This window comes from Hymenobacter aquaticus (assembly GCF_004765605.1).
Lineage (GTDB): Bacteria > Bacteroidota > Bacteroidia > Cytophagales > Hymenobacteraceae > Hymenobacter > Hymenobacter aquaticus.
Map to the genome: position 1 here is coordinate 2,157,868 of NZ_SRLC01000001.1, position 20,674 is coordinate 2,178,541.

16 protein-coding genes are annotated in these 20,674 nt (G+C 62.9%); 10 read left to right on the top strand and 6 right to left on the bottom strand.

What is annotated here, in order from left to right; all coding sequences use genetic code 11:
• Nucleotides 1-21 precede the first annotated feature (21 nt).
• From E5K00_RS08870 to E5K00_RS08880, 3 genes are all read left to right on the top strand, one after another.
• Nucleotides 22-1,095 carry a sensor histidine kinase gene (locus E5K00_RS08870; protein ID WP_135462865.1) on the top strand — a complete coding sequence of 358 codons (1,074 nt, stop codon included), beginning with the start codon at nt 22-24 and terminating at the stop codon, nt 1,093-1,095.
• 38 nt (nt 1,096-1,133) lie between these two features.
• Complete coding sequence (locus E5K00_RS08875; protein ID WP_135462866.1) at nt 1,134-1,871, top strand: LytR/AlgR family response regulator transcription factor; 738 nt, start codon at nt 1,134-1,136, stop codon at nt 1,869-1,871.
• 149 nt (nt 1,872-2,020) lie between these two features.
• The gene (locus E5K00_RS08880) at nt 2,021-2,284 is read left to right on the top strand and encodes a hypothetical protein (protein WP_135462867.1); all 264 of its coding nucleotides are present in this window, start codon (nt 2,021-2,023) and stop codon (nt 2,282-2,284) included.
• An 84-nt stretch (nt 2,285-2,368) separates the two neighbouring features.
• Here the strand turns inward: E5K00_RS08880 and paaN are convergent, their stop codons facing one another.
• Nucleotides 2,369-4,039: a phenylacetic acid degradation protein PaaN gene (gene paaN / locus E5K00_RS08885; protein WP_135462868.1), complete on the bottom strand. Its 1,671-nt coding sequence runs from the start codon at nt 4,037-4,039 to the stop codon at nt 2,369-2,371.
• Between the two features lie 139 nt (nt 4,040-4,178).
• On the opposite strand from paaN, the gene E5K00_RS08890 reads away from it, so the two are divergent.
• Entirely contained in the window at nt 4,179-7,001 is a 2,823-nt protein-coding gene (locus E5K00_RS08890; protein WP_135462869.1) for a S8 family peptidase, read from the top strand.
• Between the two features lie 130 nt (nt 7,002-7,131).
• Here E5K00_RS08890 and E5K00_RS08895 read toward each other — a convergent pair whose 3' ends face one another.
• Entirely contained in the window at nt 7,132-7,407 is a 276-nt protein-coding gene (locus E5K00_RS08895) for a hypothetical protein (protein WP_167856812.1), read from the bottom strand.
• A 588-nt stretch (nt 7,408-7,995) separates the two neighbouring features.
• Here E5K00_RS08895 and E5K00_RS08900 point away from each other — a divergent pair.
• The 3 genes from E5K00_RS08900 to E5K00_RS08910 all read left to right on the top strand — a co-directional run bounded on the left by E5K00_RS08900 (nt 7,996) and on the right by E5K00_RS08910 (nt 9,066).
• Nucleotides 7,996-8,211 carry a hypothetical protein gene (locus E5K00_RS08900; RefSeq protein WP_135462871.1) on the top strand — a complete coding sequence of 72 codons (216 nt, stop codon included), beginning with the start codon at nt 7,996-7,998 and terminating at the stop codon, nt 8,209-8,211.
• A 152-nt stretch (nt 8,212-8,363) separates the two neighbouring features.
• A complete protein-coding gene (locus tag E5K00_RS08905) occupies nt 8,364-8,768 on the top strand; it encodes a hypothetical protein (RefSeq protein ID WP_210114288.1) in 405 nt (134 codons plus the stop codon).
• Nucleotides 8,769-8,790: 22 nt separating this feature from the next.
• The gene (locus E5K00_RS08910) at nt 8,791-9,066 is read left to right on the top strand and encodes a hypothetical protein (RefSeq protein ID WP_135462872.1); all 276 of its coding nucleotides are present in this window, start codon (nt 8,791-8,793) and stop codon (nt 9,064-9,066) included.
• Nucleotides 9,067-9,246: 180 nt separating this feature from the next.
• On the opposite strand, the gene E5K00_RS08915 is transcribed toward E5K00_RS08910, so the two are convergent.
• Both E5K00_RS08915 and E5K00_RS08920 read right to left on the bottom strand, forming a co-directional pair.
• The gene (locus E5K00_RS08915; protein WP_167856813.1) at nt 9,247-12,105 is read right to left on the bottom strand and encodes an MSEP-CTERM sorting domain-containing protein; all 2,859 of its coding nucleotides are present in this window, start codon (nt 12,103-12,105) and stop codon (nt 9,247-9,249) included.
• 144 nt (nt 12,106-12,249) lie between these two features.
• A complete protein-coding gene (locus E5K00_RS08920; RefSeq protein ID WP_135462874.1) occupies nt 12,250-14,529 on the bottom strand; it encodes an aconitate hydratase in 2,280 nt (759 codons plus the stop codon).
• A gap of 159 nt (nt 14,530-14,688) precedes the next feature.
• Here E5K00_RS08920 and E5K00_RS08925 point away from each other — a divergent pair, with 159 nt between their 5' ends.
• The gene (locus E5K00_RS08925) at nt 14,689-16,020 is read left to right on the top strand and encodes a peroxiredoxin family protein (RefSeq protein WP_135462875.1); all 1,332 of its coding nucleotides are present in this window, start codon (nt 14,689-14,691) and stop codon (nt 16,018-16,020) included.
• 159 nt (nt 16,021-16,179) lie between these two features.
• On the opposite strand, the gene E5K00_RS08930 is transcribed toward E5K00_RS08925, so the two are convergent.
• On the bottom strand, nt 16,180-17,631 hold the full coding sequence (locus E5K00_RS08930) for a cytochrome P450 (RefSeq protein WP_167856814.1): 1,452 nt from the start codon (nt 17,629-17,631) through the stop codon (nt 16,180-16,182).
• A 164-nt stretch (nt 17,632-17,795) separates the two neighbouring features.
• On the opposite strand from E5K00_RS08930, the gene E5K00_RS08935 reads away from it, so the two are divergent.
• Nucleotides 17,796-18,098 (top strand): hypothetical protein, encoded by a 303-nt coding sequence (locus tag E5K00_RS08935; protein WP_135462877.1) that lies wholly within the window; start codon nt 17,796-17,798, stop codon nt 18,096-18,098.
• A 424-nt stretch (nt 18,099-18,522) separates the two neighbouring features.
• On the opposite strand, the gene E5K00_RS08940 is transcribed toward E5K00_RS08935, so the two are convergent.
• A complete protein-coding gene (locus tag E5K00_RS08940) occupies nt 18,523-19,503 on the bottom strand; it encodes a polyprenyl synthetase family protein (protein ID WP_135462878.1) in 981 nt (326 codons plus the stop codon).
• Between the two features lie 181 nt (nt 19,504-19,684).
• Between E5K00_RS08940 and E5K00_RS08945 the strand changes: the two genes are divergently transcribed.
• Entirely contained in the window at nt 19,685-20,569 is an 885-nt protein-coding gene (locus E5K00_RS08945; RefSeq protein WP_135462879.1) for an alpha/beta hydrolase family protein, read from the top strand.
• The last annotated feature ends 105 nt before the right edge of the window (nt 20,570-20,674 follow it).

The following is a 20,674-nucleotide window of genomic DNA, read 5'->3' on the forward strand; positions in this document are numbered from 1 at the left end:
GCTTCTCCAATTTAGCCGCTTATGCGCCCTTTTACCCGCCGTCGGCTCTACTGGCTGCTGCAAGTCATCTGCTGGGGACTGTACTCCCTGCTGGGCATCACCATTTTCAAGGTGATGGGCCAGCTCACGGTCAACTACGCGCTGGCCCAGCTGTTCATTCTGGCGCTCAACATCGGGGCCTCGCACGGGCTGCGGGCCATCATCCGGCGCGGGGGCTGGCTGCGGCTGCCGGTGCTGGCGGTGGTGCCCCGCCTGCTGGTCGTCAACTTCCTGCTGTCGTTGGCTACGCAGGTCGTCATTTCGCTGCTGATGATGTACGTGGTGCGCATTTTCACGCCCGCGCAGTTCAGCTGGATGGCGCTGGTGCTCTACACCCTATACGGCAACTTCGTGTTCTGGCTCTGGTCGGTGCTGTACTTCGGCCTGCACTACCTCGACAGCTACAAGCAGGCCGAGGTGGATAAGTGGAAGCTGGCCGCCGCCGTGCAGGAAGCCGAGATGCGCATGCTCAAGGCCCAGATCAACCCGCACTTTATGTTCAACGGGCTCAACAACATCCGGGCCCTGGTGACGGAAAACCCGGCCCGGGCCCGCGACATGATAACCCACCTGTCGGATCTGCTGCGCTATTCCATTCAGCTCAACAGCACCGAGAAAGTGCCCCTGGCCCGCGAGGTCGAAATCGTGGAGCACTACCTAGCCCTGGAGGCCATGCAGCTGGAGGAGCGCCTGCGCTACCACCTGGCCGTGGCCCCCGACACGCTGGCCGTGCCCATTCCGCCCATGACGCTGCAGCTGCTGGTCGAAAACGCCATTAAGCACGGCATCGCGCCCCGGCCCGACGGCGGCCAGATCGAGCTGACGGCCCGCCTCGACGGCACCGAGTTGCGCGTGACGGTGCGCAACACCGGCCAGTACCAGCCCCGGCCCGGCCACCAGGGCGTGGGCGTGCGCAACGCCCGGGAGCGGCTGCAGCTGCTCTTCGGCTCCGCCGCCAGCCTCCGCATCCACGAGGCCCCCGACGCGCCCGAAACCGTGGTGGCCGAGCTGCGCCTGCCCGCCGGCCGCCCCCAGCCCGCCCTTGTTTCCGCCTGAGTTGTTTCCGATTTCCTGCCCCTCCCTTTCTTCTGCCCATGAATGCCCTGTTGGTTGACGATTCCCGCCTTGCCCGCACCGAGCTGCGCCACTTGTTGCAGGCTTTTCCCGACGTAACCATCGTGGGCGAAGCCCGGCACGCGGCCGAAGCCCGGGAGCAGCTAACCCAGCTGCGGCCCGAGCTGCTGTTTCTGGATATTCACATGCCCGGCGAAACCGGCTTCGAGCTGCTCGAGTCGCTGGACGCGGCCCCGCACGTCATTTTCACCACCGCCTACGACGAGTATGCGCTGCGGGCCTTCGAGGTCAACGCGCTGGACTACCTGCTCAAGCCCATCAGCGAAGCCCGGCTCACGGCGGCCCTCGACAAAGCCCGCGCCCAGCTCCTGGCCCCGGCCGCCGCTCCGGCCGCGCTGCCTGAAGAGCCGGCTCCTACCCCGCTGACTGCCCAGGATCAGGTGTTCGTGAAGGACGGGGAGCGGTGCTGGTTTGTGCGCCTCTCCGACATCAAGCTGTTCGAAATCAACGGCAGCTACACCCAGATCTACTTCGAGCAGCACCGCCCCCTGATTCCGCGCACCTTGCAGCACCTGGAGGCCCGCCTCGACCCGAAAGTATTTTTCCGGGCCAACCGCCAGCAGATCATCAACCTGAAGTGGATTGAAAACATCGAGCCCTGGTTTAGCAACACGCTCAAAATAAAGCTGCGCGAAGGACCCGAGGTGGAAGTTTCGCGCAAGCAGTCGGTGCTGTTCCGGGAGCTGCTGAGCTTGTAAGGCCGGTTTGGCACGGAAGCGCGGCGGCAAAGCCCCGACGGGGCGGCCAATTTCACCGGCCCCGGCTGCATCCTTTCCGTCTCATTATTAGTATACAACAAGGCAATAATCCAGCCCCGCCGAATGGGCTGCTCTCAGTTGCCTTTGCCATGAAAAAACTACTAAACCTATTCGCGCTGGGCTTGCTACTCACCGGCGCTGCCTGCTCCCAGGACACCGTCAGGCAGGGTGGTAATCCCAAGAAATACAAAACGTCCTACTCCGAAGCCTCACGCCGCAACAACGACAAGTCCCGCTTCAGGAAGCGCCGCAACCCGGGCTTCGGCATCGATCTAAACGCCCGCAACCCCTACAAGTCCGGCACGGTAACGGCCCCGAAAGACTACAAGTTCGACAACAAGGCGGGCCGGTAAATCCCCGGTTGCGCAGTCTGCATTCACCAAAAAAAGCCCCGCTGGCGCACTGCCGGCGGGGCTTTTTTGTGGATGAAGCACTGGCTACGAGGCCAGCGGCTCGCGGAAACCCACCCAGGTGAAGCGCTTGATGACGAACTCGGGGTTGGTGAAGGAGGCGTTGCCGGCCGGGTTGCCGCCCGTCACGTGGAAGTCGGAGAAGCCCGCGTTCTGGTTCACGTAGATGCCGCCGGTCAGGTTGAAGCTGACGGGCGTGCCGGCCAGGCCCATTTCATCCATGATCTGCTCTTTCACCTGCGCATCCGTCGTGTAGGCCCCGCAGCTGATGGCCCCGTACTCCCGGGCCAGCTGGGCGGCCAGCCGGATGCTTTCCTGCGTGTCCCGGGTTTTGATAACCAGCATAATGGGCCCGAACAGCTCCTGGCTAAACTGCTCGATGCGGGCCGCCTCCACCTCGTGAATGCAGGGCGAGCAGGTGCGCGCGTTTTCGTACACCGGGTGGGCCACCGGGCCGTAGGGCAGAATGCTGCGGCCCCCGTCCAGGGTCAGCTGCTGCACGCGGGCGTAGGTAGCGGGGCTCTGAATGGCGCCCAACACGTGCGGCCCGGCTTTGGGGTTGGTGGCCAGGCTGGTCACGGCGGCGGCCAGCTTCTGCACCACTTCCTCGTAGGGCACCACCGTGCCGGCCACGCGCACGCCGCCGGCCGGAATAAAGAAATTCTGGGGCGCGGTGCACATCTGCCCCGAGTACAAACTCACCGAAAAGGCCAGGTTCTGGGCTACCTTGTCCAGGTCGTCGCAGGAGTCCAGAATGACGGAGTTAACCCCGGTTTTCTCGGTAAACACGGTTTTGCCCTTCAGGCTTTCGATGTAGTCGCCAAACTGGGCGCCGCCGGTGTAGTCGATGAGCTTCACGGCGGGGCTTTCGGCCAGGTCCCGGGCAATCAGCCGGTCGGCGGCATCCACGCCGAGCTGGCAGACGTTGGGGTCCAGGTCGTAGGCGGCCAGCACCTTCTGCACCTCCGCCACCACAATGGCAATGGGCAGCACGGCCTGCGGGTGGGGCTTCACGATAACCGGGTTGCCGGTTACGAGGGAGGCAAACAGGCCCGGCACCGAGTTCCAGGTGGGAAAAGTGGAGCAGCCAATGACCAGCCCTACGCCCTTGGGCACGGCCCGCCAGGTTTTCATCAGCGCCAGGTTATACTTGCCCATGGGCTTTTCCCAGCGGGTTTCCTCCGGGAAGCGGGTCTGCTCCTCGTAGCCGGCGGCAATGGCCTCCAGGGCCCGGTCGGCGGCGTGGGGGCCGCTGGCCTGAAACGCCATCAGAAAAGCCTGCCCGGTGGTGTGCATGGTGGCGTAGGCAATTTCGAAAAACCGGTCCTTGATGCCGTCGAGGGCCTCGGTGAGCAGGGCCGCGCGCTGGGCGGGCTTGAGCTTGCGCCACGGGTCGAAGCTGGCCTGGGCGCGCTGCACCAGCGTTTCGGGCGCGAAGTACGGGTAGTGCACCCCCAAGGGCTGCTGCTCCCACGGCGACTCCTCCTGCCCCACCCAGGCTTCGGCCCCGGGCTGGCGCAGCTCGGCGAAGCGCTGATTACGCTGGCGCTCAAAGGCTTCGCGGCCCAGCCGGTCGGCGTCGGGCCCGTAGATTTCGGGGGAGGGGTTTTCGGGAAAGGCGGCGAAGAAGGTGCGGCCGTGCAGGGCCCGGATGGCGGTGTCGATGGTATCCTGGTGGCGCTGGGCGGGAAGAGTCATAAGAACTTGGGAAAGAGACAAAACGGTGGTTGGCGGCGAATTTGGCGGGGTTAGTCGAAAACTGTAGCGCCGGGCTCCGCAACTACGCCCCGGCAGGGCTAAATTTACGTACCTAACGGCGAACCCCGAAGTCCCTGCTATGCCCCAACTGCTACGTTTCCTGCTTCTTTTTGGCTTACTCTGCGGCGTATTGCCGGGCCGGGCGCAGTCGGTCGGGGCCCCGCAGCTGCCCTGCACGCTGGTTTTTAAGCTCCGGCCCGAGCTCAAGGGCCTGGGCACGGCCACCGACGTCGCCCACCCGGCGCTGCGGCAGGCGCTGGCGCAGATCGGAGCCGCCGGCATCCGCCAGAAGTTTCCGCGCACCCTGCCCGCCAGCCCCGAAGTGCCCGGCTCCGTGGATTTGCAGCTGGTGTACCAGGTAATGCTCAAAGGCGACGTGCCGCTGGCCAAAGCCTGCCGCACGCTGCTGCAAACCGGCCTGCTGGAATACGCCGAGCCCCTGAACTACCGCGCCCCGCTCTACCAGCCCAACGACCCGCTGTCGGATTCGACCAACACGGCCGGGCAGTTTTACCTGAAAAACATCCAGGCCTACCGCGCCTGGGACGTCACGAAGGGCGACACGAGCATCGTCATCGGCATCACCGATACGGGCACGCGCTACAGCCACGAGGATTTGCGCAACCAGCTCAAGAAAAACTACGCCGACCCCATCGACGGCCTCGACAACGACAACGACGGCTACGTCGACAACTTCCGGGGCTGGGACCTAGCCGACAACGACAACGACGCCTCCATCAACATGGCCGTGTTTCAGCCCGTGCACGGCATTCTGGTGACGGGCTGCGCCGTGGCTCAGCCCGACAACGGCGTGGGCCTGGCCGGCGTCGGCTTCAAGTGTAAGTATCTGCCGCTCAAGATTTACCCCAACACGGCCACCGGCAGCTTCGCCGGCTTCGAGGCCATCGTGTACGCCGCCGACCACGGCTGCCAGGTTATCAACCTCTCGTGGGGCAGCCCCGGCAGCCGGTCGCAGTTCGAGCAGGACGTCATCACCTACGCCGCTCTCAACCGCAACGCCGTGGTGGTGGCCGCCGCCGGCAATACCAACGCCGAGCTGGACTTTTACCCCGCCAGCTACGACCATGTGATTTCGGTAGCGGCCCTGGCCCCCAACGATGAGAAGTCGGGCCCGGCCACCTACAGCAGCCACGTGTCGCTGAGCGCGCCCGGCGAGCAGGTCCTCACTATTCTGGGCAACAACGACAGCGACTATTTCCCGGTGAACGGCTCCTCGTTTGCCTCGCCGCTGGTAGCCGGCGCGGCGGCCCTGGTGCGCAGCCGTTTCCCGCAGTTCACCGCCGACCAGGTAGCGGCCCAGCTGCGCCAGACCGCCGACGACGTGTATGGCCTGCCCGGCAACACGACTTTGCGCGGCAAGCTCGGCACCGGCCGCCTCAACGTGCACCACGCCGTGAGCCAGAATACGCAGCGGGAAGCCCGGATTCTGAGCAGCCAGCTGCTGCCCGCCCGCCAGGCCTACCAGCCCAACGACACGTTTCAGGTGGTGGTGGCCCTGCAAAACCTGCTGCAGCCGGTAACGGGGCTGCGCGTCACGCTCACGTCCCTTTCGCCCTACCTGACGGTGCGGCAGGGTACCTTCGCGACCGGCACGCTGGCCACGCTGGCGCGCGCCACTAACGCGGCGGCCCCGTTTCGCCTCGTGGTGGCCGGCGCGGTGCCCATCAACACCCGCGTCGAGCTGCGCTACCGCCTCACGGCCGACAACGGCTACCAGACCGACCAGTTTCTGACCGTGACGCTCAACCCCGACTACGTGGTGCTCGACGCCAGCGACCTGCACCTGACGCTGACCAGCCGCGGCAGCCTGGGCTACGACGGTATCGGCTCCGACCTGGGCCAGAGCGTGACCTACCAGGGCAGCGCCCCGCTGCTCTACGAAGGCGGCCTGATGGTAGCAACTTCGCCCACCAGGGTAGCCGACCGGGTGCGCAACGAGCGAAATGCCGCCAGCCCCGACTTTTACTCCCTCACCCAAATAGCCCTGAGCCGCCAGCCGGCGCGGGCCACGCAGGAGGCCTACGGGGTCTTTCAGGATTCCGTGCCCACGGCCAAGCGCACCGGCACGGTCGGCGTGCGGATCCGGCAGCGCGGCTACGCCTGGGCCTCAGCGGCTGACCGGGACTATGCCATTGTCGAATACCAGCTCAAAAACGTAACGCCCGATACGCTAAAGCCTTTGTACGCGGGCCTGTTCATGGATTGGGACGTGCTGCCCGACGCCAACCGCAACACGGCCGCCTGGGACTCGGTGCGCGCCCTGGGCTACGTCCACGACCGGGAAAACCCGACCGTATTCACTGGGGTGAAGCTGCTAGGGGGTGGAACGCCGGCCTGCTATTCCATCAACAACGGGGCCCCGGCGGGTTCTGCCGTGCGCCTGGCCGACGGGTTCAGCAGTGCCGAAAAGTTTCTGACCCTCAGCAACAAAGCCCGCCAAAGCAGCGCGGGGCTTACCGCCGGCACCGACGTGTCGCAGGTGGTAGGCGCGGCCCTGCGGCCCCTGGCGCCCGGCGACTCATCCGTCGTGGCTTTTGCCGTGCTGGGGGCCCCTACCCTGGCCGCACTCCAGGCCGCCGCCGACGCGGCCCAGGCGCGCTACAACGTAGTGTTGCCCACGCGTAGCCCCGCTCAGCAGCAGGCCAATTGGCAGGTGTACCCCAACCCGGCCCGCACCCAGCTGTGGGTTGACGTGCCAGGCGCGGCCGCAGCCACCGAGGTAACGCTGCTGACCAGCCTGGGACAGGTGGTAGCCCAGCAGCGTATTTCCGGCGTTCATAGTCGGCTGAACGTACGCCTGCTGCCCGCCGGCATGTATCTGCTGCGCGTTGCCGGGCCGCAGGGTGTATGGTCGCGCCGCGTGATTATCGGGCTTGAATAAGACCGCGCATTTTCTCCCCAACTAGTGACTCAGCGGCATGTTTTCCGGCCGGTTTGGTTTTTCATTCACGCAAAAAGCCGCTCCCAGTAGCACTGAGAGCGGCTTTTTGTATGTAGTAGACGAAGCGAAGTTAAAGCGCCAGCGCCAGCCATTCCTCATCGGTCAGGCCGTAGTCGGCGGGGTTGGCGCGCAGCAGCTGGTGCCGGTCGAGCAGCTCGGCTACCGGGCGGGGCACCACCAGGAAATGGCGGGCCATGTTTTCCAGGGCTTTGCGGCCCCGGCGAATCCAGAAGGTACCGCGGGCCGGATGCACCTGCACGGTCGGGTCGACGACGAGGGCGGCCTGCAGCCAGTCATCGGGCGAGGCCAGGGTGGTGTTTTGGCCACTCCCGAGCTCCTGACGCAAAAACTGAACAAAGCGGCTTTGCAGTGCCGACGGCAAGGAAGAGAACAGGCAAGGTGCGGTGGTGTTCATAGCGGAGCAGACTATCAGTAAGGTAGGTCAGTATCCGATACGGATGCCGGCCGTTAGGGATACGCCAAGATGAAGAGAATCTGAGAAGAAATCAGGAAAATTTCAACTTATGTTGTTTGGCTGCTCGGCTGGCGGCCCGGGCTTGCTAGCCGCCGCCCGCTCCATTGGTTGCCGCGCCACCGTTACCGTCCCGCCCAAATATTGGTGATATCAGGTCGAACCGGGCTTTTCGCGGGGTCGAATACCTAATATTCTTACTATCAACGGTTAGCGGCTTACGCAAAACATCAAGCCAATGATATTAGCAATTACGGATTCAAAGAACCGAAATAAGTTCCCAACAAGCTAAAAATAGGAAACCCATATATACACTTTAATATCATTTTAATCCTACCAATACCCCAATTAAAAGCGCAAATCCTTATTTATTTTCTACCTAATATTTTTAGTTAAAAAATAATATCCGTATTTTTGGATATGCGCAGAACGAAGAAGACCAGCCTTCCTTTTCCTCTCCCCATGCAGCAGTACGCCCGCTGCATCGACGCCTCCAGCCGCCCCGCCGACCACATCGGCGACTGGCCCGAAATGGGTTTTGTTTATCCGGTGCAGTATCGGCCCAACGCCCGCACCGGCCAGCTGCAGGTGCACGTCCTGGGGTTTTATGCCGAGCGGCCGTACGGCGCCTTTAACTGCCGGCGGTTCGAGCCGGTAGCTCATATCTGGCTCAACTAGCCGGGAGCCACCTATTCTCCATTAGCCACCTTCCGGGGTGGCTTTTTTATTGCCTGCCCCCTGCCCATCGGGTCGGGGAAGCAGGCCGCGCCGGGCGCTGGTAACTTCTGGCCCACCTGCTACTTTTACGCACTTTACCCGCGCTTTACCAGATGACCGACCCCACCAACGCCGAACAGCTCTATAGTATCCCGGCACCATACCGCCGCATGGAAAACATGCACATTCTGTTCTGGCTGCTCAAGGACATCGGCTGGTGCATGATCTGGAAGCCCCTGGGTATCACGATGATATTTCCCACGCTCATCATTGCCCTAGTTATCACCTGGCGCACCCGCGACATCCGGGCGGAGCTGGCCCACAACCTGGCCATCGTGTTCTGGATTTCGGCCAACTCCTACTGGATGATCAGCGAGTTTTTGGGCTTCGACACGGTGCGGGTCTGGGGCAGCCTCACGGGCAAGCACCTAGCCCTGCTGCCCTTCCTGACCGGCCTGTTCATCCTGCTATATTATTATCTGGTGCAGAAACCCCGGGAACAACCAGCAGCAACCTAAATATTCATAATTCCAGCCTATCATGTACCTTCTCTACTTATTTCCAGCCCTCATTACAGTGGCCCTTGTTATGGTGCAAACGAAGGCCCAAGCCCACAAGAACGTAGCGCTTGAGTTGCACATGCTGCGTCATATAGTCCTGGTAAGCAGCGGCGTGGCCGTGCTTGGTCACTGGCTGCTGTTCAGCTCGTGGTATCTGGCACTGGCAGATACGGCGTTTGTCTACGGGGCTTTCTTAGCCATACTTATTCTGCTGCCCTTGTGCCTCAACTACTGCGTTATCAAACTATTCTATTAACCTCCCAGTAGCACAGCACGCTGGCATTGATAACTACCCTGCCCAAAAACCAGGAAAGTAAAAAGGCCGCCTCATTGGTTGAAGCGGCCTTTTTACAAGTAATGAAACCAGCATTACTTCGGCGACAACTGCGCCTAGCCCGACTCTTTCCGACGGATCAGGTTCAGGGCCGAGCCGGCTTTACCCAACCTGCCAGGTGCGCCGCAGCTGCCCCACGGCCAGCGCCAGTCCGCCCGCCAGCAGCACCCACACCTCCCCGTCGATGGGCACGTCGGTGACCGGGGCGGCCGGACCTTCGTCGACATCCAGGGTAGCGGTGGCCTGCAGCACTTCCTGCTGCTTGCGGCTGAGGGCAGCTTTCTGCGCTTCATTTTCCAGGGCCAGGTAGGAAGTGAAGCGCGTCATGATACCGGCTCGGAAGCTGGCCTGCACGAAAGGCACCCGCTCAGCTTCCGTGGCTTCAGGATGAAACTGCTGCCACTGCTGGTAGCCGTGCAACAGCAAGCCCGTTTGCCAGCGGCTGGCGCCACGCGGCTGCGGCACGCCTACCGTGGGTTGATTGAGCACGATGTCGGCGGTGGCATTATCGGGGAGGTAGGCCTGGGCGTGGGCAGCATTCGGCCAGGCCCGGACCGCTATGGGCTGGCCCGGCGCGGGAGTTGCGGGCTGCCCGAACCGGCTGTTGGTCAGCAGGGAATGGGCCTGCGTTTCCCCCGTGGCCCCCAGCACGTAAAACAGGCTGCTTTCCGGATAAGCGCTGCTCAGCTCCTCCAGGTTTGGCCCCAGAATAGCCTCGCTTACCTCATCGGTTACGACCACGATAACCGGGTACGTGGGCCCCGGGTGCTGCCAAGCGTCGAACAACACCTGCCGCAGGGCACCTTCCAGGTAAAAACCGCCCCGGCCAGTATGCTGCGCCAGCTCCTGCGCCCACTGGTCGGCGGGCACGGGCGTGGCGTAAGCATCTACCAGCGTGAAGCGGGCGTGGGCGTAGGCCGCATCGTGGGCAAAGCGGCTGGCAATGCGGCGCGCGTAGGCTGCTTTGCCGGCAGCCTGCTTGGCTGATACGTTCAGCAGAAAATGATAGTAGGGCGTGCGCCTGACCAGGGGTAGGGCCTGCTTGGCCGCCGCACTGACGAATACCACCTCATTGCCCGGGGTGGCCACCGGCTTGGCCAAGGGGCGGGCCGTGGTATCGCCCAACGTCACGCGGCGGCCATCCACCGTCAGCGTAAGGGGCTCCTTGTGCAGCAGTTGCAGGCCCGTGGTGCGGGCGGCGCGGCGCACCACCGGGTACACGCGCAGGTTCACGTGGCGGCTGTCGGTGTAGGCCAGCAGGCCAGGGTCGCGCACCTGGGTTTCGCCCACAATCTGCGCGTAGACCCAGGCGGCGGCTTTTTTCTCGGCCAGAATCCCCATTTCCCGCCGGCCGTTCATATCCAGGTAGTAGTTGCCCACCCAGCAGCCCACCGGCAGCGCCAGCGTGGTGGCATATTCCCCGGCCCGCTGACTGGTATCGGTGTTGCTCACCCGCAGATCCAGCCAGCTCACCCAGGTCTGCTGCCTGGCATCGTAGGTGCTGCGCGCGGAAAGGCCGCTCAAGGCCGGAGCGCCGCCCGTAGGGGCCGCGGCGGGCCGGGTAAATTCCGGCTCCCGCGCCCCGGCCGCGCCCAGAAAAAGCTGCTCGAGGTCGGCAATTTTATCGTCCGAAATCGTGAGGTTGTCGAGCACCAGCCAGTTGAAGTACGTGGCCAGGTAGGGCACTTGCCGGCTGAAGGCAAGGCCGTTAGCACGCTCCTTGTGCTGTTTTACGACCTCCAGCGTACTGACCAGGGCCTGTTCGTCGAGGTCGTAGTGCTGGCGGTAGTCGGGCGTGTAGCGGTAGGCCAGCGCTTGGTGCAGCACCCGGCGGTTGTGCCAGTAGCGGGCCGTGATAATGAGGGGCAGCGTGAGCACGCCGGCCAGCAGGCCCGCGCGCAGCCAGCGGCGGGGAAACTGGCCGGCCAGAAACTCCAGGTCGGCCCCCAGCTCGCGCACGTGCACCACCAGCAGAATCAGCGGAGTGAGCAGCAGCAGCCCGAGGCCCAGCAGAATAATGGCCAGGATGGACAGCGGCAGGTAGGGCAGAAAGACGATGAAAAAGTAGAAGGTGTAGCTGAACAGCACGCTACGGCCCAGGAAAATCAGCAGCCGCGGCCACTTGCCGGCCTGGTCGGGCAGACACAGCAGCACCCCGTTCAGCACCGCCAGCATGTAAAACCAGGGGTTATGGAAGTTGCCAAAAACACCCTCTTCGTGGCTCCGATACCCGCTAAAGCCGCCCCAGAGCAACCCGTTGTTGAGCAGCAGCCCGGCCAATGGCAGCAGCAGGCTGATGAGCACCTTCCAGACCATCGACAGCTCCGCGTCCTCGGCCCGGTTCAGCCCCATGATGTACGCCCCGCGCACGATGAAAAACAACGAGCCGATGGAGCCTACCACCCAGGAAGCCGCGAATAAAAAATTCCAGAGCCAGTGGGTATGCCAGCCCTGCAGAAACGAAAAAGGCAGCAGCAGCACGATGCCCCAGGCCAGGGGCGCGGCAAAAGCCAGCAAAAAGCTCATGGCGGCCGAGTGCCGCCGGTCGGCCGGGGTGGTGTGCACGACCAGCACAAACAGCGCGTGCGCCAGCGTGGGCATGCTGAAGGTGAGAACGTAGAGAGACAGGTCGGCAGGTACCATCCAGCGCGGCACCGACCAGGGTATCAGCTGCTGCTCCTGATTGAGGTACACCAGCAGAAAGCCCGAATAGGCGGCCAGCGCCAGCAAACTGTACAGCACGCCCAGCGGCCGGCCCCTACCCTGCTGCACCAGGGCATAGGCGAGCGTAGCAGCCCCCAGTACCGCCAGCGCCAGCGCAAACCACCGCCACAGCTGCAGACTTTCGGCCGGCAGCAGGGTATGAATAACGGCGTACTGCCCGGCGCACAGCACGGCCAGCAGCACCAGGGGCAGGGTATTGAGTAGCAGCAGCCACTTCGGATTCAGGAAATTGCGCATAGCAGGGTAATCATCGTTTGTACTTGGTGAGTCAAACATAAACCAAAGAACTTTGCAATACAAAGTATATGTACAAAAAGAGGCCGCCCCAGCAGTTGAGGCGGCCTCTTTTACAATGCTAAGCCAGAGTTACCTGGGCGACAATTACGCCTGACCGGCCTCTTTCAGGCGGATCAGGTTCAGGGCCGAGCCGGCTTTAAACCACTCAATCTGACCCTCGTTGTAGGTGTGGTTCAGATAGATGAGGTCCGTGTCGCCGTCTACGTGGTGCAGGCGGGCCTGCAGCTGCTTGCCGGGGGCAAACGTGGTCAGGCCGAGGATGTCGATGGTGTCGCCTTCCTCAATCAGGTCGTAGTCGGCCTTGTTGGCGAAGGTCAGCCCCAGCATACCCTGCTTCTTGAGGTTGGTTTCGTGAATCCGGGCAAACGACTTCACGATAACCGCCCGGACGCCCAAGTGGCGGGGCTCCATGGCGGCATGCTCGCGCGACGAGCCTTCCCCGTAGTTCTCGTCACCCACGACCACCGTGCCGATGTGCATCGACTTGTAGTTACGGGCTACCTGGGGCACCGTGTTGTAGGTGTCGCCCTGGGCCACGAAATCCCGAACCTTGTTGGCTTCACCGTTGAAAGCGTTGGTGGCGCCGATGAGCATGTTGTTCGAGATGTTGTCGAGGTGGCCGCGGTACTTCAGCCAGGGGCCGGCCATAGAAATGTGGTCGGTGGTGCACTTACCCTGGGCCTTGATGAGCAGGCGCAGACCCATCAGGTCGGTACCTTCCCAGGGCTTGAAGGGCTCGAGCAGCTCCAGACGGTCGGACGTCGGGTCCACGAGTACCTGCACGCCCGAGCCGTCTTCGGCGGGAGCCTGGTAGCCGGCATCTTCCACGGCGAAGCCCTGGGGCGGCATTTCCACGCCGCGGGGCTCGTCGAGCTTCACCTGCTGGCCGTCTTTGCTGGTCAGCGTGTCGGTCAGGGGGTTGAAGGTCAAATCGCCGGCAATGGCGAAGGCCGTCACGATTTCGGGCGAGGCCACGAAAGCGTGCGTGTTCGGGTTGCCGTCGTTGCGCTTAGCGAAGTTGCGGTTAAACGAGGTGATAATCGAGTTGCGACGCTTGGGGTCGTCGGTGTGGCGGGCCCACTGGCCGATGCACGGACCGCAGGCGTTGGCCAGCACCACGCCGCCCATCTGGGCGAAGGTGTCGAGCAGCCCGTCGCGCTCCACGGTGTAGCGCACCAGCTCCGAGCCGGGCGTTACGGTGAACTCGGCATTCACGGTCAGGCCCTTGGTTACGGCTTGCTCGGCAATGCTGGCGGCGCGGGTGATGTCCTCGTACGAGGAGTTGGTGCAGGAGCCAATCAGGCCTACTTCCAGCTTCTCGGGCCAGCCGTGCTCTTTCACGGCGGCGGCAAACTGCGAAATCGGCCAGGCGGCGTCCGGGGTGAACGGGCCGTTCACGTAGGGCTCCAGCGTGTTGAGGTCGATTTCGATGAGCTGGTCGTAGTAGGCCTCGGGGTTGGCGTACACCTCGTCGTCGGCGCGCAGGTGGTGGGCCACGGCGGCGGCGGCTTCGGCAATTTCGGCCCGGCTGGTGCCGCGCAGGTAGTCGCCCATCTTCTCGTCGTAGCTGAACACCGAGGTGGTAGCCCCGATTTCGGCGCCCATGTTGCAGATGGTACCTTTGCCGGTGGCCGAGAGGTTGTTGGCGCCTTCGCCGAAGTACTCGACGATGGCCCCGGTGCCGCCTTTCACGGTCAGGATGCCGGCCACGCGCAGGATTACGTCTTTGGCTGAAGTCCAGCCGTTCATCTTGCCGGTCAGCTTCACGCCGATTACTTTCGGAAACTTCAGCTCCCAGGCCATGCCGGCCATTACGTCCACGGCATCAGCGCCACCGACGCCGATGGCAATCATGCCCAGGCCGCCGGCGTTGGGTGTGTGGGAGTCGGTGCCGATCATCATGCCGCCGGGGAAGGCGTAGTTTTCGAGCACCACCTGGTGAATGATACCGGCGCCGGGCTTCCAGAAGCCGATGCCGTATTTATTGGAAACCGAAGCCAGGAAGTCATATACTTCGCGGTTTTCGTCGTTGGCCACGGCCAAGTCCTCGTTGGCACCGTCGCGGGCCTGGATGAGGTGGTCGCAGTGCACGGTGCTGGGCACGGCCGCCTGGGCCTTGCCGGCTTGCATGAATTGCAGCAGCGCCATCTGGGCGGTGGCGTCCTGCATTGCGACACGGTCGGGGGCAAAATCGACGTAGGAAACGCCCCGCTCGAACGACTGAGTTACGTTACCGCCATACAAGTGAGCGTACAGGATTTTCTCAGTCAGCGTGAGCGGGCGGCCAACGGCGGTACGAGCAGCTTCAATACGCTGGCCCATACCGGCATACACGGCCTGAATCATTTCTAAGTCAAACGCCATAGTCAGAAGGGAAAAAGTGAAATAGGTAAGGCTCCGAAGAGCAGGTACGCAAATATAGGCGGCAGTCGTTGCGCTACCCAAAATTTATCTTAGCCGCCTATCTTTAAAACCAAGTGGCCCCGGTGGTAGTTTTGGGCCGAATACCTTTTTCCACTTTCTATGTCCTCTCCTATTTCTTTTCGCGCGGCCGCCGCTGGGTTTAGCCTCGCTCTGGCCCTGGGTGCCTGCCAGTCCAATTCGAAGCCCGAAGCAGCGGAAGGCGGCGACGCGGCCACTTCGGCCGGCGGCAGTGCCAGCGTCCTTTCGGCCGGCACCTGGCGCGGGGTGCTGAGCGCCCAGGGGCAGGAAATTCCGTTTTTGTTCGACGTGGCCCAGGATGGCGGTAAGCCCACCGTGACGCTGCGCAACGGCGAGGAGCGCCTCAAGCTCGACGAAATCAGCACCGCCGGCGACTCGACGACCATCCGCCTGGGCGTGTTCGACGCGGCCCTGGTGGTGCGGGCCGACGGGGAAGGCAAGCTGAAGGGCAGCTGGGTGAAGTACGACGGCAAGGAGCCCTACCGGGTGCCGTTTGCGGCTTCGAAGGGCGAGCAAAAGCTGTTTCCGGCGGCTTCCAATAGCAAGCCGCTTTCCTTCGCCGGCACCTGGAAAGTAACTTTCCGGGGCGACGACGGAGAAACTTACCCGGCCGTAGGTATTTTCCAGCAAAACGGCGCCGACGTAACCGGCACGTTCCTGACCACCACCGGCGACTACCGCTACCTAGCCGGGCAAGTGGAGGGCGCGAACCTGCGAGTAAGCACGTTCGATGGCAGCCACGGCTTCCTTTTCACGGCCCACAACGGCCCCAAGGAGCCTATTGATATTACGAAGGACTACGCTCCCAATACCTTGTTCGGCGACTTCTACTCGGGCAAGAAAGGCCACGAAACCTGGACCGCCGTGCCGGACCCCAACGCCAAGCTGCCCGACGCCAACACGCTCACCGGCATGAAGCCCGGCCAGAAAAAGCTCGACTTCAAGTTCCCGAATATCTACGAGGGCGGCAGCATCTCCCCCACCGACCCCAAGTACAAGGGCAAAGTGGTGGTGCTCCAGATTCTGGGCTCGTGGTGCCCCAACTGCATGGATGAAACCAACTTCCTGGCCCCCTGGTACGAGAAAAACAAAAGCCGGGGCGTGGAAATCATCGGCCTGGGCTACGAGCGGACGCCCGACCAGACCCTGGCCTCGAAGAAGCTCATCAAGATGAAGGAGCGCATGAACGTGGGCTACGACCTGGCCGTGGCCGGCATTGCCGACAAGGACGCCGCCGCCAAATCGTTGCCGCAGCTGCAAAGCGTACTGGCTTTCCCCACCACCATTTTCCTGGACAAAAAAGGTGAGGTGCGCAAGATTCACACCGGCTTCTCGGGCCCCGGCACCGGCAAATACTACCAGCAGGAAATCGACGACTTCAACAAGACCGTGGATATGCTGCTGAAAGAATAGGGCCTCGTGGGCCTCACCCCGGCCCTCTCCCGAGGAGAGGAAGCCTGATGGCATGAACGGGCGAAAGCCGCAGCTTCTCAGCTGCGGCTTTCGTGTTTTTAGGGAGTTCGGTAGCAGTTGCGGGGGCGCGAGCCGACGTGGCTGCGCAGAACAATATCGTCAGGCTCCCTCTCCTCGGGAGAGGGCCGGGGTAAGGCGCAGCCGCACCCCAAAATCCCCTTTGGGCCGCAGGGTAATCAGGGGCAGGGTGGGCACGGGCGGCCGGCCGGCGACTGGCTCCACGGTGAAGTGGCGCAGCAGCTCCAGGGTTACGAGCTGCATTTCGGTGAGGGCAAACTGCATTCCGATGCACAGGCGCGGGCCGCCGCCGAAGGGCAGGTAGGCGCCGGGCACCAGCGGCTCCGCCGTCGGGGCGAAGCGCGAGGGCCGGAACTCGGCGGGCTGCGGCCAGTGCCCGGGCGCGTGGTGCAGGCCGTAGATGTAGAGCGAGAACAGAGTGCCTTTGGGGATGCGCAGGCCCTGGTACTCGTCGTCGGCCAGGGCCACGCGGTCCACCATCCAGGCGGGCGGGTAGAGGCGCATGGCTTCCTGCACGGCGTACAGGGCGCGGGGCAGGCGGGGCAGCTCCTCAAACGCGAAAAGCGCTTCGCCCTGCCCCGGGGGCCGGGCCGCCAGCACGGCGGCAGTTTCGGCCCGGATGGCCTCGGCTTCGGCCGGGTGCCGGGCCAGCAGGTAGAGCAGCCAGGTCAGGGCGTTGGCGCTGGTTTCGTGGCCGGCAATGAGCAGAATCAGGGCTTCGTCGAGCACCTGCTCATCGGTCATGGGCTGGCCGGTGTCTTCGTAGCGCACGTCGAGCAGCATTTGCAGCAGGTCGTCGGGCGGGGCGCTGCCCGGCGCGGCGTTGGCGGCCCGGCGCCGGGCAATGTAGCCGCTGAGCACGGCACGCAGCTCCCGGGTAAGCTGGTCGTGGTAGCGGAACTGCCCGCGCAGCCGAAACCACGGATTCAGGTAGGGCTGGCGGATGGTGCGCACGTAGAACGCCTGGATTTCGGTAATCAGCCGGGCTACGTGGTCCAGCTCGGCGGCCCCGAAGTTGGTGCTGAACACCGAGCGGGCAATGATGCGGAAGGTCAGCTCGGTCATCAGCTCGTGGGTGGCCACTTCCACCGCGCCGCCCTCAGCGGCGGCCCGGGCGCGGAGCGGGGCCAGGGTTTCGGCAATAATCTGCTGCATCAGCCCCGCGAGGCCGGCCACGCGCTGCCGGTGGAAGCCGGGCTGAATCAGGCGGCGCTGCCGCAGCCAGTCGGGGCCGTCGTTGGTGAGCAGGCCGTGGCCGATGTAGCGCGCGAAGCCCTGGGTGAACTTGGACTTGCGGTAGTTGCGGTGATTTTTCTGCAGGATGTGGTTGATCAGGCCCGGGTCGCGGGTCAGAACGGAAGGCTGCACGCCCCCGATAAACAGGTGGACCGAGTCGCCGAACCGGGCCAGGGTGTTATCCAGGATGGGCAGCGGGTCCTTGGCCAGGGCAAACGAGCGGAGCAAGGATTGCCAGCGGGGCACGCGCGGCAGGCGCACCCCGGCCGGGGCAGCGGGAGAAGCAGAGGAAGCCATAGTAGATTCAGCAGAACACCAGGTGACGGCCAAAAGTAACCCGCCCGGCGGCACGGCGGCACCGGCGCCATCCATCTTTTTTCGGAACTACCTCGTAAGCCTGTTGGGCTGCGGCCCCGCTCCCAGTCCGCCCTACTCTTTCCAACAACCAAACCTCTTACCCTATGTGGATTCAGCAAAAAGCCAACTCGCCTGCCCCCGTCGATGAGCTGCAGGGCCGCACCGTCGGGCTCAAATTCGAGTGCAACCAGTGCCAGACCGAAGTGTTCACCGACCTGATCGGCGTGCCCGCCCCCGACCATCTGGCCAACTCGACCGAGGACGACGGCCAGTTTGAAACCGAAGAAATCAAGTGCCCCGGCTGCGACATGACCCACGAAATCACCGTGAAAAGCACCTTCGACGGGGTGATGTTCGACGTGTCGGACGTGAAGCCCGAAAGCGTAGCCTACCAGGTGAAAGCCTAGTTAATGTGCTGATGTGGGGAATGTGCTAATGTGCTAATTTCCTGTCACTGCGAGGCGTAAGCCATTCTGCGCATCAAGCGGCGTCAATCCGCCCTCTGCGGAGTTAGTCACGCCCTTTTACCAAAAAGCCCTTTCCCTTATCACCGGGGAAGGGCTTTTTTGCTTTAGAAGCAGTCTGAGTTAGCCGTGAACAATGTAGAGACGCAACATTTTGCGTCTTCGTGTTGAACAGTTGGCAGTAGGGGTAACAAATTCAGCAACGACGAGACGCAAAATATTGCGTCTCTACATCGTGCCGTCAGCTTCTTAGGAGCCGGATGGCTTCGGCTGCGCTTCCAGGGCAGGGAAATCATGAGCCCCGGCACATGTGCCCACATCGAGAATTAGCACATTCCCCACATTAGCACCTGAGCACATTACCCTCCTATTTCTCCCGCTCGATGGTGTAGTTGATGAGCTGCTCCAGCGAAGTGCGCGAGGGTGATTCGGGGAAGGTGTGCAGGATGCTCAGGGCCTCGTCGCGGTAGCGCTTCATCACGGTGACGGCGTAGTCGAGGCCGCCGGACTTTTTCACGAAGTCGATGACGGCCTGCACCCGGTCGCGGCGGCCTTCGTTGTTTTTCACGTTGAAGATGACGCGGCGCTTGGTGAGCCAGTCGGCCTGCTGTAGGGCGTAAATCAGGGGCAGCGTCATCTTTTTCTCCTTGATGTCGATGCCCACGGGCTTGCCGATTTCGTCGGTGCCGAAGTCAAACAGGTCGTCCTTGATCTGAAACGCCATGCCCACTTTCTCCCCGAAAAGCCGGGCCCGCTCAATCGTATCCTTGTCGGCCCCGGTGGAGGCGGCCCCCACGGCGCAGCAGGAGGCAATCAGGGAAGCCGTTTTCTGGCGGATGATGTCGAAATAAATATCCTCGGTGATGTCGAGGCGGCGGGCTTTTTCGATTTGCAGCAGCTCTCCCTCGCTCAGCTCGCGCACGGCGTTGTTCACGATTTTGAGCAGCGTGAAATCGTCGTTTTCTAGGGCCAGGGCCATGCCGCGCGAGAGCAGGTAGTCGCCCACGAGCACGGCAATCTTGTTTTTCCAGAGGGCATTGATGGAGAAGAAGCCGCGCCGGTAGTTGGATTCGTCCACCACGTCGTCGTGCACCAGCGTGGCCGTGTGCAGCAGCTCAATCAGGGCCGCGCCCCGGAACGTGGCTTCGGGCAGCGGGTCGCCGCCGCTGATTTTGGCCGTGAAGAACACGAACATGGGCCGGATCTGCTTGCCCTTGCGCTTCACGATGTAGCCCATGATTTTGTCGAGCAGCAACACCTTGGTTTGCATGGACGCGCGGAATTTGCGTTCAAATTCCTCCATTTCGGCCGCAATAGGGGCCTGTATGACATCCAGGGTACTTTTCATGCAAGGGCTTGAGCAACTCAAAGCGGCCCTGGGCCACCACCGCGGCTCAAAGCGCTGCAATGATACGGGGCCGCACGGCGGTTTCCTAACCGATAATGCCGCTCAACGGTTTTAGCCGCGTACTTTAGCCCCGCTCCGGCCCTGCTGCCCGTTTTCTTCGCCTCCTAACCCGCCTGTCGCCATGTCTGCCGCCCCGTTGCCCATCACGGTTGAGTTTCTGCTCACCTCGCCCCACCACCGCCGGCAGTTTGCCGCCGACGCCCGTTTCGTGCCCGACGGGCACCCCAAGCCGGTGGTCGTATTCGTGCACGGCTTTAAGGGCTTCAAGGACTGGGGCCACTTCAACGTGCTGGCCGACTACTTCGCGGCCCACGGCTTCGTGTTTGTGAAGCTGAATTTGTCGCACAACGGCCTCGTGCCCGGCGGCACCGGCGACCTGGAGGACCTGGAAGCCTTCGGGCAGAACAACTTCACCCTGGAGCTCGACGACGTGGGCGTGCTGCTCGACTACCTCCACGCCCCGGCCACCTCGGCCCTGCCCGCCGCCGAAGCTGACCTAAGCCGCCTGTACCTGGCCGGCCACAGCCGCGGGGGCGGCATCGTGCTGCTCAAGGCCGCCGAAGATGCCCGCGTGCAGGCCGTAGCCGCCTGGGCGCCCATCAGCAACGTAAACCCGCGCTGGCCCGACAGTGTGATGCAGCAGTGGAAGCAGGACGGCGTGCAGTACATCGACAATATGCGCACCGGGCAGCGCATGCCGCTGTATTACCAGCTGGTGGAAAACTTCGAAGCCAACCAGCAGCGCCTCGACATTCCCGGCAACGTGCGCCAGAAGCTGAACCAGCCCCTGCTTATCGTGCACGGCGACCAGGACGAAACCCTGCCCGTGCAGATGGCCCACGACCTGAAAAGCTGGAAGCCCGCCGCCGAGCTGGTCATCGTGCCCGGCGCGGGCCACATGTTCGGCGGCAAGCACCCCTGGGACGAAAACCAGCTGCCCGAACTGGCCCGGCACGTGGCCGACAAGACCATTGCGTTTTTCCGGAGCCTGCTCACAGCTTCATAACCGCCACAAAATCATCCGTCGCTGACCCAATCAATTTTTGCAGCATATTTTCTGAATTTTGAAAAATATGCTGCAAAAGCGGTAGGCTATTTTTTAAATCCTGAG